Origin of the sequence: Bacillus paramobilis (assembly GCF_038096195.1) — a bacterium.
Classification (GTDB): Bacteria; Bacillota; Bacilli; order Bacillales; family Bacillaceae_G; genus Bacillus_A; species Bacillus_A mobilis.
This window is the reverse complement of the sequence record NZ_CP151108.1, coordinates 2,793,477-2,806,930: the sequence shown is the minus strand read 5'-3', so window position 1 is coordinate 2,806,930 and position 13,454 is coordinate 2,793,477. Positions and strand designations below refer to the sequence as shown.

At 31.1% G+C, this 13,454-nt stretch carries 15 protein-coding genes; 10 read left to right on the top strand and 5 right to left on the bottom strand.

The window, feature by feature from the left end:
• Positions 1–27: 27 nt before the first annotated feature.
• Positions 28–744: an SDR family oxidoreductase gene (locus AABL52_RS14540; RefSeq protein ID WP_341517768.1), complete on the bottom strand. Its 717-nt coding sequence runs from the start codon at positions 742–744 to the stop codon at positions 28–30.
• A 185-nt stretch (positions 745–929) separates the two neighbouring features.
• On the opposite strand from AABL52_RS14540, the gene AABL52_RS14535 reads away from it, so the two are divergent.
• From AABL52_RS14535 to AABL52_RS14520, 4 genes are all read left to right on the top strand, one after another.
• Positions 930–1,268: a winged helix-turn-helix transcriptional regulator gene (locus AABL52_RS14535; RefSeq protein ID WP_226545322.1), complete on the top strand. Its 339-nt coding sequence runs from the start codon at positions 930–932 to the stop codon at positions 1,266–1,268.
• Between the two features lie 237 nt (positions 1,269–1,505).
• On the top strand, positions 1,506–2,369 hold the full coding sequence (locus tag AABL52_RS14530) for a serine/threonine protein kinase (RefSeq protein ID WP_226545321.1): 864 nt from the start codon (positions 1,506–1,508) through the stop codon (positions 2,367–2,369).
• Between the two features lie 59 nt (positions 2,370–2,428).
• Positions 2,429–3,181, top strand: coding sequence for a class I SAM-dependent methyltransferase (locus AABL52_RS14525; RefSeq protein ID WP_341517767.1), 753 nt, complete (start codon positions 2,429–2,431; stop codon positions 3,179–3,181).
• A gap of 195 nt (positions 3,182–3,376) precedes the next feature.
• Entirely contained in the window at positions 3,377–4,171 is a 795-nt protein-coding gene (locus AABL52_RS14520) for a VOC family protein (protein ID WP_341517766.1), read from the top strand.
• Between the two features lie 40 nt (positions 4,172–4,211).
• Here AABL52_RS14520 and AABL52_RS14515 read toward each other — a convergent pair whose 3' ends face one another.
• Entirely contained in the window at positions 4,212–5,159 is a 948-nt protein-coding gene (locus AABL52_RS14515) for a phosphotransferase enzyme family protein (protein WP_341517765.1), read from the bottom strand.
• A 192-nt stretch (positions 5,160–5,351) separates the two neighbouring features.
• Here AABL52_RS14515 and AABL52_RS14510 point away from each other — a divergent pair, with 192 nt between their 5' ends.
• Complete coding sequence (locus tag AABL52_RS14510; RefSeq protein ID WP_341517764.1) at positions 5,352–6,440, top strand: helix-turn-helix domain-containing protein; 1,089 nt, start codon at positions 5,352–5,354, stop codon at positions 6,438–6,440.
• A 14-nt stretch (positions 6,441–6,454) separates the two neighbouring features.
• On the opposite strand, the gene AABL52_RS14505 is transcribed toward AABL52_RS14510, so the two are convergent.
• Together AABL52_RS14505 and AABL52_RS14500 are read right to left on the bottom strand one after the other, a co-directional pair.
• Entirely contained in the window at positions 6,455–8,146 is a 1,692-nt protein-coding gene (locus tag AABL52_RS14505; RefSeq protein WP_341517763.1) for a M3 family oligoendopeptidase, read from the bottom strand.
• A 17-nt stretch (positions 8,147–8,163) separates the two neighbouring features.
• On the bottom strand, positions 8,164–9,102 hold the full coding sequence (locus AABL52_RS14500) for a DMT family transporter (protein ID WP_341517762.1): 939 nt from the start codon (positions 9,100–9,102) through the stop codon (positions 8,164–8,166).
• Between the two features lie 127 nt (positions 9,103–9,229).
• Between AABL52_RS14500 and AABL52_RS14495 the strand changes: the two genes are divergently transcribed.
• From AABL52_RS14495 to AABL52_RS14485, 3 genes are all read left to right on the top strand, one after another.
• Positions 9,230–10,609 carry a PLP-dependent aminotransferase family protein gene (locus tag AABL52_RS14495; RefSeq protein WP_098342414.1) on the top strand — a complete coding sequence of 460 codons (1,380 nt, stop codon included), beginning with the start codon at positions 9,230–9,232 and terminating at the stop codon, positions 10,607–10,609.
• Between the two features lie 11 nt (positions 10,610–10,620).
• Positions 10,621–10,968, top strand: a complete 348-nt coding sequence (locus tag AABL52_RS14490) for a carboxypeptidase regulatory-like domain-containing protein (protein ID WP_341517761.1) — start codon at positions 10,621–10,623, stop codon at positions 10,966–10,968.
• A 176-nt stretch (positions 10,969–11,144) separates the two neighbouring features.
• Positions 11,145–11,348, top strand: a complete 204-nt coding sequence (locus tag AABL52_RS14485; protein WP_088096446.1) for a hypothetical protein — start codon at positions 11,145–11,147, stop codon at positions 11,346–11,348.
• Between the two features lie 27 nt (positions 11,349–11,375).
• Here the strand turns inward: AABL52_RS14485 and AABL52_RS14480 are convergent, their stop codons facing one another.
• Positions 11,376–11,618, bottom strand: coding sequence for a hypothetical protein (locus tag AABL52_RS14480; protein ID WP_088096447.1), 243 nt, complete (start codon positions 11,616–11,618; stop codon positions 11,376–11,378).
• A 110-nt stretch (positions 11,619–11,728) separates the two neighbouring features.
• On the opposite strand from AABL52_RS14480, the gene AABL52_RS14475 reads away from it, so the two are divergent.
• Both AABL52_RS14475 and AABL52_RS14470 read left to right on the top strand, forming a co-directional pair.
• Entirely contained in the window at positions 11,729–12,655 is a 927-nt protein-coding gene (locus AABL52_RS14475; protein ID WP_341517760.1) for a zinc-binding dehydrogenase, read from the top strand.
• A gap of 77 nt (positions 12,656–12,732) precedes the next feature.
• Positions 12,733–13,230, top strand: a complete 498-nt coding sequence (locus tag AABL52_RS14470; RefSeq protein WP_341517759.1) for a DUF421 domain-containing protein — start codon at positions 12,733–12,735, stop codon at positions 13,228–13,230.
• The last annotated feature ends 224 nt before the right edge of the window (positions 13,231–13,454 follow it).

The window sequence follows — 13,454 nt, the reverse complement described above, 5'->3', positions numbered from 1 at the left end:
TTATAAGTGGCTTTTGTTGCTAATAATTTAATGGTAAGTGTATCCTCCGTCAGGAAACAATACATTACCTGTAGAAAAACTATTTTGCATTAAATATAGTACAGTATGCGCAATTTCATCATTATGCCCAGGTCGTTTTACAAGAGATAGAGATTTATAAGTTTCATAAGCAGCTAGTCTATTTTCATTTTGTTCATTCTTTCTTTGTATTGTTCCGGGAGAAACAACATTAACTCTAATTGGAGCTAGCTCAACAGCTAAAGCTTTCCCTAAACTTTCAATAGCACCATTACATGCTCCGTAAGCAGGCGCTCCTTTAAGTGGTCTTTGACTAAATGCACCGGACATTAATACGATAGATCCAGAGTTTACAAGAAAAGGAATTGCATATTTTACGGCATAATATTGTGGCCAAAACTTTCCGATAAAGCTACTTTCGGCAATATCATCTGTAGTGGTTATTGGTCCGAGTGTGTAAGAAGCTCCTGGTGTGAACAAATGATTAAAATCCCCAATGTTCTTGAAAAACGCTTTTAATTGGTTTTTGTCTTGGTTATCCAATACATAAGTCTGAAGATGATTGTTATTAATTACTTCTTGAGCAATCATTAATTTTTCTTTGGATTTTCCTGCAATAATAACATGTGCGCCTTGTTCAATTGCTTGTTGTGCTGTTGCAAACCCAATACCAGAACTCCCACCAATGATAACGATACGGCTACCTTTTAATGTAGTAATAGGCATATTTAAGCCACTCCTTTAATAAAAACGTTAAAATAATGTTGTTATGCCTTTATTATTCGCTAAAAGATAGCAAGTGAAAAGTACGCACTTTTTATGTACATAGTCGTATATTTCGTACTAATCACTATTCATGCGGATATTCAATGTGAAAAAAGATTTGTGATGTCAGAGGAGAGGTGTGAAAAATGGATTTACAAGAACCGAAGTTAAAAGGAGTAATAGCAACACTACAAATAATCGGCGGGAAATGGAAACCACTCATTTTGTTTATATTATTAACAGATGGAACAAAACGGTTTGGTGAAATAAAGCGATTAATACCAGATATATCTCAAGGGACGTTAGCAAAGCAATTGCGGGAATTAGAGCAAGATCAACTAATAGAACGCGAGATTTATCAAGAAATACCACCTAAAGTGGAATATAGTTTATCTGGGCATGGAAAAACAGTAAGTGCAGTGTTAGATAGTATGTGTGGTTGGGGAAGAAGACATTTAGATTATATAAATAGAAATAAACTATAAAATTATTATGTAAACTATTTATGCACAAGGAATATATTTTCCTTATAATTTGTATTTTATAATATATAATAGAAAGTAAGAATATTTTGGTAGTTATTGAATGAAATTAAGGGCCTTTATTTGAAAGGAGTGATATTTTATGAAAAAACAGAAGAAAACCAGGTATGAGGTAAAAATAATTTGAGTATGCGTATCATGCCTCTATAAACTACGTTCGCTCAAAGCTAGGAGCAGCGCATGATAAATATTACAATAGGAAAAAATCAATACCCAATAACATTAGCTGAGGAACATAATTTTGATTGGTTAAAGGGTGTAGAAGTAGTTACTGTTTTTGATCAGCAAGATTCAGGAAATATTAGCTTTGGTATTATTGAGAATGGACAACGCTATTTTTTGAAGTATGCTGGTGCACGTAATTTAGAGTATAAAGGTAATGTAGAGGATGCAATTCAACGATTAATGAAAGCAAAGGAAGTATATGAACAAATTCAACATCCTTTACTAGTTCCATATATTAATTCGATTCAAATGAAAAATGGATTTTGTTTAAGGTTTCATTGGATTGATGGGGAATGCATGCACAATCATTGGGACTTTACAACGTTTGAAAAGCACCATGCACCAAATTCGCCTTTTGTGAAGTTAAGAAAATTATGTGTGTCGAAGAGACTTAACATATTGACACAAATTTTTGAGTTTGCAGCATATGTGGAGTCACTAGGATATGTCATGGTTGATTTTTATGACGGTAGTATTTTATATAATTTTGAACAATCAAAACTGACGATTTGTGATATTGATTTCTTTCAAAAAACACCTGTATTCAATGAAATTGGGGAGGGTTTTTGGGGGACAGCTCGCTTTAAAGCACCGGAGGAATATGAACTGCATGCACAAATTACAAGCGAAACGAATGTGTATGTGTTAGCCGGAATTGCTTTTTCCTTTATCGGCGGGAAAAATGATAAAAGCTATGAAAAATGGGAAAGTACACAAGAATTATATAATATATGTAAAAAAGCGTTGCATAGAGAAAAAAGTAAAAGATATTGCACTGTTCACGCTCTTTATGAAGATTGGCTTGCATATATAGAATGAAAAATTGATGGCTCATTTTCGTTAAGAAACTTAAACACCAACTGAGGGGAAATAATAAAATGAACGAATTAGAGTACAAAAACTTTTATGATAAAGTAGGAAAAGTAAATGGATGGGATTTTAGTAAAATAAAATGTGAAACTGTAGGAGATACATGGGACTTTTATGGAGAAGTGAAAGAAAAATGTAAACTATCAGACACCCTACTTGATGTTGGTACAGGTGGAGGAGAGAATGTACTTCACATAGCATCATCAGCTAAATTGTTAATTGGAATTGATAATTCTAACGGCATGATTGAAACGGCACATTCTAACTTGAAAAAATCAGGTATACAAAATGTTGAGTTTCTTCAAATGGATTCTGAAACGTTAACGTTTCAGAATGCCTATTTTGATATCGCTTCTAATTGTCACGCACCGTTTATAGCATCTGAGTTAGCAAAAGTAATGAAACAAGGTGCTTTTTTCTTAACGCAACAAGTTTGCGAACATGATAAATTGAATCTTAAAGAAGCATTTGGACGAGGACAATGCTTAGGTGAAAGAGATGGATCTTTAAAAGAAAAGTATATGAGTGAACTTATAAATGCAGGATTTGAACTCGTGCAAGTACGTGAATATGATGTTACTGATTATTACAGTACGCCGGAAGATCTTATTTTCTTGTTAAAACATACACCTATTATTCCTAGATTTGGAGAAGAGGAAGAGGATTTTACTATTTTACAAATGTTCATTGATGCAAATAGTTCTGAAAAGGGGATTCGTACGAATTCAAAAAGATTTATGATTATTGCTGTAAAATCATAATGTATTTTATTGTAGAAGCTGCTTTTCGTTTGAGGAAAGGCAGCTTTTTTGTATGGAAACAATGCAGGATAAATTTAAATATTCATACTAAAGTTGTAGCTTTTATATGAAAAAATCCACCCTTCTGTTTGATTTTATCTATTTATAAGTGTAATACAATACGAATAGATAATATGAAACAAGGGGGAATGTAACGTGATTACACATATTTCAGATATAAAACTACAAACGGTTTCCATAGAAGGGGTAAAACAAGTTTATAAGGACATATTATCTTTTCCAATAAAAAAAGAAACTGCATCATTTATTCAATTTGAAGTAACACCTTATACAACAATTAGTTTTCAAGAAGTGTATGAGCCAATTGCACCTGCACACTTTGCTTTTGAAATTTCATATTCAAAATTTCATGAAACAGCAAAATGGCTTGAAAAGTCTGGGTTACTTATTGTGAAATGGAAAGATGGAAATACAATTGGTGAGGAGAACGATCTATTCAATGTATACTTTAAAGACGGTGATGGAAATCTACTCGAAATCATCGCACATACGTATGTGAAAGAAGATGTATTAGTTCCGCAGTCACCTTTAAATATTTTATACGTAAGGGAAATTGGTCTTCCTGTTAAAAGCGTACCCGTATTTCGCGAATGGTTGAAATCAAATCTAAATATGAAAACGATGGAAGATGGGGATATTTTCAACTTTGTAGTTGGTGGCACTGCCTATATTGTTGCGACTTGGTGGCAACGACCTTGGATTCCGATTGCGATGAAAGCTTTACCACCGAAAGTGCATGTTTCTTTCGGAACACCAGATCAAGCATTTTTACAGCAAATCCAAATTAACTTTAAGAAAAATAGTGTCCCATTTCAATGTAAACCTAATGAAGTATCATTTATTGAGCAAGGATATGCATTTTCAATTATGCATACACCAAATTTCCCTTCTGATATTCCTAATAAATTAAAGTTACCACTTTCTATTTAAAGATAGAAAGTGGTTTCCATGTAGTTAAACAACAGCACTCTTAAATATTGATATAGGTATATTTAGTTTCGATTTTCATCCTATAAAGATTCATTATCCGTACTTGTTCCTCAGTTAATTCTTCTTTATCCCAATACATATGCATTAAGCTATATTCAAAAATCTCCTTTAATTTTATAAACATAGGCAACTTGTCTATCATCTCTTTAGGTAGTTCATTTTCTTCTTGATACCCTGCAAATAGTGCTTTTGTAATAGAATGCTCATAGTCAACGATATTCCCATTTCCAGCAAATGAATATTCAATCGCACTATAAATAGGAACTGCTAAATCGAATAGGTAAAAATGTTTTTCACAGTCTTGAAAATCAATCATTGTTATGTTTGAATTGTTTTCAACTAAAATGTTTTCTAACCATAAATCACCGTGAATTAAGCCGTAATTCGAAGTGGATTTTTCTAACCCCTTTATAGAAGTTAAAACGTCAGAGGCAATTTCTCTTATAGTAGTTTCGTCTTTAGGGATATACTTAAGAAAATTATATTCTTCATTTTCATACCAATCGTTTATATGTTTAACCGGTTTAGTCTTTTCAAAGCTTTTAGAAATACGATGTAATTTTCCAATTTGTTTACCAAGATTTCTAAATATATTAGAATTCCATTCGCACCTTGGTAAATGTATACCTGGAGCAGCTTTATATAATACAGCAAAAATCTCCTTGTCTAATGTTAACTTTTCTAATAAATTTCCATTAAGAGAAGGTATTATTGGAGGAACTGCTAAACCATTTTCATATAAAAAGTTCGTATATGTAACTTCTTCTAACTGTTCTTCATATGTTTTGTAGTTTGTAATTCTAATGAAGTATGTATCTAGTTCTGTAAGACATTGATACATTTCATTCGTTATTGGTTTAATGTTAATAAAATTTAATGGATATCGTTCATTTATTAATTTGAGTATTTCTTTTTCTAACTCGTTCATTGTAACGTCCTTTCCAAACTTTAATTTTTCACTTGAGAACGAAAAGATTCTTCATTTACAACATTCGTGTTTTATTTTTGATATCCTTTAAAATGAAGCATGATGTAATGAATGGCTCATTTTATAAAACACAAGAAAAATCAAAAGAAAGAAACGAACCTCTTTTATACTTATAAATAAGGAGTGAAGAAAATGAATGAACATATACAGAAGATGATTGATTGGATTGAGAGCAATTTAAAAGAAGAATTTTCATTAAATGAATTATCTCGTTATATGGGTTATTCCCCGTATTACTGTTCTTTTAGATTTCACCAAGTAACAGGCATTAGTATTAGACGCTATATTCTTTTGAGAAGATTGTATTTATCTACGGAGGATTTGACGAATAATAGAAAGATAATACATATTGCATTGGATTACGATTATTCTTCGCAAGAGGCTTATAGTAGAGCTTTTAAGAATGTTTTTGGAATGAATCCAAGAGAATTCCAACTTAACAAAATGCCTGTTCAGTCATTTATTAAACTAAAAATAGAAGGGGAGTTTAAAATGAATGTTTCTAGAAAATTAGAGGTTGAGCAGTTACGAAATGCGAAAAGAGAGCTGTTTGATAAAGATGTACTAAACATATTAAATGGTCAAATGATGTATGAAGACTTTAAAAATGAAAAGCTAATGGGTGATTCTGAATACGCACCATTTAATGAGGCAATGTGTGTGAACCAGGCTACTACACAAGTTTTTAATGAAGAGTTTATTAAAACAAGAGCAGAAGGTCATAACAGTTCAGTAGAAAGTTATACAAAAAAGGTCATAGATCCGTTAAAAAATCTTTTTACAAAAAAGTATAAATGCATTGTTTTATGGTTTGGTGAAGATATGTTCTGTCAAATGAACCTACTTACAATACTTTCTTACCTTGAACAGTCCTCTTATGAAGGGAAGGTATACTTAAATAGCTTCAGAGAAGATGAATTTAAAGTAAATCAAATTGAACTTGAATTGGGAAATTATTCTTCGGTATACAATGAAGTATTAGTAAACCATAAAAAGGCTTCCCATAAGGTACCACCAGTAATGTATCAGTCTATAGACTTATATTTAGAAATGCTACAACAAGATAATACTGTAATGAAATTTATCTCTAAAAATAAAGATTTATCAACTCAAGAATTATTAACAAAGTTGTTTCAGCTATTTCCAACAATCGGATATGGGGATTCTCAGTACATAGAACTGATAAATAAAATAAAGAAGAAAGCTGCACCTAAAATATAGGAACAGCTTTCTTTTTACAATTGTTCAAGTAACTCTAATTCACTCTCTACAAATAACATTAGTTCTTTAATCGTTTCTCCTGTAAAATCAAAACGAATTCCAGCAGCTTCATATACTTCAGTTAAAGGTTTAGAGCTACCTAACGATAATGCTTTTTTATAATTTTCTATTGCTTGTTTAGGGTTTTCTTTATATTGTTTATACATTTGCAGCGCACCAAGTTGTGCGATAGCATATTCGATGTAATAGAACGGTATTTCGAATATGTGTAATACAGGTAACCAGCCAGTTGCAATCCAATCTTCATACCCTTCAATATTTACGACGTTTGATTGGTAAGTGTTATGTAATTCTAAATACTTTGCATTTCTTTCTTTAGCGGTATGGTTAGGATTTTCATACATCCAATGTTGAAATTGATCAACGATAAGCATTTGTGGTAAATACTTAACAATATCCTTAAAGAAGTCTAATTTTGCTTCTATAAATTCTTCTTTATTTTCATAAAAAGTATCCCAATACTCCATCGAAAACAATTCCATTGTCATGCTAGCAAGCTCAGCTGATTCTGAAGGGATTTCTAAATATTGTTGTAGCTCTAGCTGCTTCATATATTCATTATGAATACTATGGCCCATCTCATGAAGGAATGTAGTAACATCATAATGTGTATGATTGAGATTCATAAAAATAAAAGATAATTGAGAAGCAGGTAAATATTCACAAAATCCACCGGGTCCTTTTCCTTTACGGCTTTCTAAATCTAAGCAATTATTTTTCTGCATACGATCCAGTAATGTAGAAAATTCAGGATCTAGTTTGTGTAAAATAAGAGAACTTTTTTCGATTAAATCACTCGCGTCTTCGATAGGTTTTAATGCTTTTTTATTTGGTGCGGTTGCTTTTAAATCCCATGGACGAAGGCTATCTACTTGAAGTTCAGATTTTTTCTCATTAAATATTTTATCGATAAGTGGTACTACGTATTTACGAATAGATTCAGCAAGTTCATAGCAATCTTCAGGTGTATAATCAAAACGTTCATGTTTTTTGAACATATAATCACGATAATTATGTAATTGAATGTTTTTTGCTTTTTGGTGACGGATTACGATTAATTCATTTAATATATTTTGTAAATTATCTTCAACAGATAAGAATTTTTCAGAAATGAGAGTTTTTGCTTTTTTTCGTATATGACGATCCGGATCTTGTAAGTAAGACTGTAGTTCAGTAATTGTTTTTTCTTCACCATCCCATAGTGCAGTTAAACCACCTGTAATTTCGAAGTAATCGGTTACTAGTTTGTCTTCAGTTACCTCTAAATCAATGTTCTTTTCACAAAATAAAGTCTGAGCATTCTTTATTTTTTTATCTAGTAAGGTATGCGTTTTTGGATCAAGTTCCATTCGAAAAGGTGACTCTAAATATTTATTATCAAATGAATTTTGATAACGTTTCAAAAGAGGCCTTACAAATTGTTGATCATGTTCAAAAGTATCTTTTATTTTTTTATTATCTGTATTACATTGAAAGGCGATATAGTGCGATCTTAATTGTTCTTCAATTTCCCAAATGAATGTAGATTGTTTTTTTAACCAGTTTTCAAGTTCTAGTTTTGAAGAAATCACTTCATTTTCTAAAGTAGAAAGAGTATTTTCTAATTCTAGAACGTTACTAATATCAATCGTATTTAAGTGTTGCATGAAATATCCCTCACTTTTTATTTATTCATGGAGATATTCTTCTTTTGCATTGCAATTCCTTTTTTACCCCAAAAATTTGTGCCTATTATACCAAGAATAATCATTATTGTACCAATGATATGAAAATAAGAAATTTGCTCGTGTAAAAAAATAACGCCAGCGATAATTGTAATAAGTGTAGATAAATTACTAAAAACACTTATTTTAGCTGCTTCAATATAAGATAAGGAATAGTTTAATAGCAATGCCGTTAGCAAGGAAGATAGTAACCCTAAATATAAAATGGAGATAAGAAATGTTCCATTCGTAAACGGTTTAAAGTATACCATTATTGTACCTTTATTTATATGGCTGGCGATCGCGATTGAATTAAAGCTAATAAAGCCGATTACTGTCATTGTGTAAGTTAAATCCATTAGTTTGAATTTCTTCGTCATTTTTCTAGCTAACACATTATAGAAAGCAGATGATAATGCCGATAACAAAATAAGAATAACGCCGATGATACTAGTTTCATAAGCCCCTAGACCATTCATTATAAATATATAAATGACACCGATGACGGAGATGAGTACAGAGATTTTTTGTGATGTATTCGTATACTCTTTTAAAAAATAGGAAGCTAAGATCATCGTAAATATTGGGATCACCGCTTGTATAATTCCTGCTTCAGATGAACTTGTATACACTAATCCAAAAGCTTGAAAAGCAAAAAAAAGTGCTGGATAAAAAATCGCAATTGGTAAAAGAGAAAGTATATTTTTAAATGATATATTTAACTTTATGAATCCAAAAATAACCGGAATATTTGCTGCTATGAAAGCAACTGTAAAACGATGAGCCAGAGTATCAAGAGGGCTTGTAATGGTTAGTGTTAGTTTCACGAATAAAAAAGAAAATCCAATAATAAATGAATAGAGTAATGCTGATATATATGCTTTTGTTGTATTTTTCATAATTTCACCTCATAGTAGTTGATTTCTTACTGGCCAGTATACGTACATAGTAAACTTTCTGATCTAGTGCTACAATGTGAACAAACACAAACTGTACCGGTACAAATTAAATGATGAGGTGGTAATGATGTATAAGTATTTACATGTTTTCAACGACTTAGAAAGTATGATTCAAAATGGGGAGATAAAAGAAGGTAAGAAACTACCGTCTATTCGGACACTAGTTACGCAATATGAGTGTAATAAGGCAACGGTTATACGGGCGCTACATGAATTAGAAAAGCGTCATATTATTTATTCTGTGCCTCAAAGTGGGTACTACGTTGTTAAAAAATCTGGGAATACCATAGAAAATAACGAGATAATTGATTTTGCTTCCTCAGCACCAGATCCAGATGTTTTCCCATATTTAGATTTTCAGCATTGTATTAATAAGGCTATTGATACGTATAAAAATGACTTGTTCGTATACGGAACGCCGAAAGGTTTACCGTCTTTAATTCCGGTCATTCAAAAACAATTAGCAAATTATCAAGTCTTCACGAAAGAAGAAAATATTTTTATAACGTCAGGTGTACAACAAGCGCTAGCGATACTAACTTCTATACCATTTCCAAATGAGAATGAAACGATATTAATTGAACAGCCAACATATCATTTATATATTGAGTATCTAGAAATAAATAAAATTCCTGTAATCGGTATTAAACGTACGAATGAAGGTATTGACTTGCATGAATTGGAGCGTATATTTCGAACAGGTAAAATAAAATTCTTTTATACGATACCGAGATATCATCATCCGCTTGGAACTTCTTATTCTAAAGATGAGAAAGAAAAAATCGTGTTATTGGCTAAGAAATATAATGTATTTATAGTGGAAGATGATTATTTAGCAGATTTAGAAACAGATTCAAAAGCAGATCCGTTATATAGCTTGGATAATTGTAATCACGTAATATATTTAAAAAGTTACTCTAAGATTATTTTTCCAGGTTTACGGGTTGGAGTTGCGGTCATTCCACCATCCATCGCAAATGATTTCCATACATATAAAAAGATATTAGATATTGATAGTCCGATGATTTCTCAAGCGGCTTTAGAAATTTATATAAAGAGCGGTATGTTTGAACGTCATAAAAACAAAATTAAATCTTCCTACTACAATAGATCAATAAAATTAGCGGAAACATTAAAAAAAGTACAAAATGAAAATCTATCATTATTTACATATAATAGAAAAAACACATTGGGAATACACACTTGTTTAGAAATAGAAAAAAACATAGCTATAGAAACAATCATAAAAAATTCAAGAGAAAATCAAATTAGTATCGATTCAGTTGATAGAAATTATTTAAATGATTTTCATAAAGAAAAGTTGCTAAAGTTAAACGTATCGAATGTAAAAGAAGATAAAATTGAAGAAGGTATTCGTAAATTGATTGAGGAAATCAAACAAGTGGGACGGGTAACCTTTCAATTTAAAAAAGAAAAAAATAAATAAGGAGGTTTGTTGTGAGACGCAAAATAATTCTCTTGTTTGTGTGTATCGTTATAATAATTGGAGCTATCATTGTGACTAAATATTATAAAGAAGAGGATCAATGTATTGCAGTTGGTAAGTATTCAAGAGGTATTATCGTAGATCAAAATAACGAGCCTATATCTAATGTGAAAATTTATGAAGATTCAATTGAAAGTAAGGAACGTAGTATTTCAAATACACAAGGCGAATTTAAAATACTAAATGGAGTTTGTGGTGAGATTGTATTACAATTAGTTACTCCAGATGGAGAAATCTATACGAGGAAATATGATAGTAAGCATATACCGGAAGTGATAGAACTGAGTTATAAAAAGTAAGGGGAATTACATGCAACCAGTACAAGGAAAATGTGTTAAATTGATATTTTTTAGAGCACTCAATAGCTGCGTGCTCTTTTTATTTTGGACATAAGCAATTTAAATGGAAATGAACTACCAATAAATGTTAACCTTAAAGTGTAGCATTTATTTTGAATAGGAGGGTGATGGGGTCTATGGGAGTACGTTTAGTCGATGATTTACAACAATTATCGTTGTTACTTATGTTTTTAAGTACATTTATATTTTACAGATACTTAAAGAAGGTTAAGCGAGATAGAAAATTGACTGGGTTTGAATGGACAATGTATTTTGTCACTCAGTTTGCGACATTAATTTGGGCAATGACTTATTTTATTAAACATTTAGCTGAATCGTAATTTCTATTCACTCAATCTAGTTTACTGTTATCTATTAGGAACATAAATATAGTCCGTATCTAAATCAATGACAACATCGCTCATGAGGTCCTCTTGTAATAACTTTGGGATTTTTTCATAATGATACTTTACACAAAATAAGCTTAGAAGCTCTTCATTAGACATTTCTTCATTTTTTACATTTAAATACATTATTTTTAACTTGTTAAGAGAACAGTTACGGCCAAAAACATACTCATTAATTCCATATCCATCAAATTCAATTATCATATTATCACTGTTGGGTGCTAGCCAACGTTATAGCTTAAATTTTAGATAAATCTATTATACATTTTTGGGGATGTAGTGAGAATATAATTCTATAAAGTGAGAGGATATGAATGGAACGATATAAATTAGTTTTAGAAGGCCCTAAACAATTTAAGTGGGAAAAGTGTGAAATTAAGCCTATACAGCACGACGAAATTATCATTAAAACAATCGCAGGTGCAATAAGTATTGGCGCAGAGTTACCGCAGTATAGTGGATCTGACGTTACAGATACAAATCCTATTTATCCAAGAAAAACTGGATATGAAAGTTATGGTGAAGTTATTCAAGTTGGTAATAAAGTAACAAATGTAAACGTAGGCGATAAAGTAGTTTCTTTTTATGGACATGAAACGATAGGAATAGTTACGGGGTATAAAGTAATTCGAGTACCTAGTTATATAAAGCCTAAAGTGGCTTTATTATCTATTCTTTCATGTGATGCCGCTAAAGGAGTATTGAAAATAGACCCACGGCAAGATGAAAAGGTGCTTATAACTGGAATGGGAGTTATCGGTTTACTCGCTTGTTATTTCTTAAAATCCTATGTAGGTGTTAAGCAAGTGGATGTTGTTGAACCAAATAAAAATAGAAGAGAATTTGCAAAGAAGTTTGGTGTGAAAAACACATTTGATTCAGAAGAACAAATAATAGAAACATATAATTACGGTTTCGAATGTTCTGCTACAAATAGAGGGTTTCACACATTACAAAAGGCTATTAATAATAATGGGGAAATAAGTATTCTTTCTGATGGTAATATAGAAGAGCTAACATTGACCGCCGACTTTTATCGGAAAGAATTGAAAATCATTGGTTCAAGTGACGGTTATGATTATCAAAAACATGCAGATTGGTTTTTTAGTCAAATAGAACAAACACCATGGATAGAAGAAATTTTTCAACATGAAATTCATTATTCTACACTCGAGCAATGTTTTGCAGAATTGAGTAAAGGGACAATAAATCCATTGAAAGTATTCGTTTCATATGAATAAAAGGTCAACTTATAGCTTATAATTCATCCTTTAATGGAGAATGCTAGTAACATTCACCATTAAAGGATTGGGCTATTATGAATATGATTTTGGAAAGCATAATTTTAATTCTTACTGGAATGATTGCATTAAAAATGACAGGTAGTAAATCTGTTAGTCAAATGACGAGAGCGGAAATAATTATAGTAGTATCAATCGGCCGTATTATTGTAGAACCAGTATTAAGTAGGAAAGTAGTCCCATCTATATTTGCAGCTGTAATATTTGCAAGCGTACTTCTTATCATTCATTTCTTTGAATTGAAATCAAGGAAGGTGGAACAATTCCTAAATGGCAGTAGTGTTGTTATTGTTGAAAACGGAGAAATTGTAAAAGAGAATTTGATGAAAGCAAAAATGTCGGAACAACAACTATATATGCAATTAAGAGAAAAAGGAATTCATGATTTAAAGAGTTTACAACAAGTTACAGCTGAACCGAATGGGCGTATTGGTTTTCAATTAATAGAGAAAGCTCAACCAATAACTTTAGAAGTGTTAGAAAAAGTAATAGATCAGTACAATATAAAAAGATAATTTCTTATGTAAAAATGCCAATATACAATAGAAGTATTGGTATTTTTTATTTTGTCTAAATGTAAAAATTAATATTTAGAATACATATTCAACCAATCTTTAAAATAGATATAGGCTTATTAATATGCTATATTCAATGGACCTATAGTGACTGTGGTGAAAAAAGCAGCGTTAAAATGAATAGGTCTTTCATGTGATGCTATACAAGAGATAAGAATAAGGAG

Bases quoted from the DNA above. Each gene is read 5' to 3' on its own strand.
- AABL52_RS14540 (WP_341517768.1), bottom strand. From the start codon at position 744: ATGCCTATTACTACATTAAAAGGTAGCCGTATCGTTATCATTGGTGGG.
- AABL52_RS14535 (WP_226545322.1), top strand. From the start codon at position 930: ATGGATTTACAAGAACCGAAGTTAAAAGGAGTAATAGCAACACTACAA.
- AABL52_RS14530 (WP_226545321.1), top strand. From the start codon at position 1,506: ATGATAAATATTACAATAGGAAAAAATCAATACCCAATAACATTAGCT.
- AABL52_RS14525 (WP_341517767.1), top strand. From the start codon at position 2,429: ATGAACGAATTAGAGTACAAAAACTTTTATGATAAAGTAGGAAAAGTA.
- AABL52_RS14515 (WP_341517765.1), bottom strand. From the start codon at position 5,159: ATGAACGAGTTAGAAAAAGAAATACTCAAATTAATAAATGAACGATAT.
- AABL52_RS14510 (WP_341517764.1), top strand. From the start codon at position 5,352: ATGAATGAACATATACAGAAGATGATTGATTGGATTGAGAGCAATTTA.
- AABL52_RS14505 (WP_341517763.1), bottom strand. From the start codon at position 8,146: ATGCAACACTTAAATACGATTGATATTAGTAACGTTCTAGAATTAGAA.
- AABL52_RS14500 (WP_341517762.1), bottom strand. From the start codon at position 9,102: ATGAAAAATACAACAAAAGCATATATATCAGCATTACTCTATTCATTT.
- AABL52_RS14495 (WP_098342414.1), top strand. From the start codon at position 9,230: ATGTATAAGTATTTACATGTTTTCAACGACTTAGAAAGTATGATTCAA.
- AABL52_RS14485 (WP_088096446.1), top strand. From the start codon at position 11,145: ATGGGAGTACGTTTAGTCGATGATTTACAACAATTATCGTTGTTACTT.
- AABL52_RS14480 (WP_088096447.1), bottom strand. From the start codon at position 11,618: ATGATAATTGAATTTGATGGATATGGAATTAATGAGTATGTTTTTGGC.
- AABL52_RS14475 (WP_341517760.1), top strand. From the start codon at position 11,729: ATGGAACGATATAAATTAGTTTTAGAAGGCCCTAAACAATTTAAGTGG.
- AABL52_RS14470 (WP_341517759.1), top strand. From the start codon at position 12,733: ATGAATATGATTTTGGAAAGCATAATTTTAATTCTTACTGGAATGATT.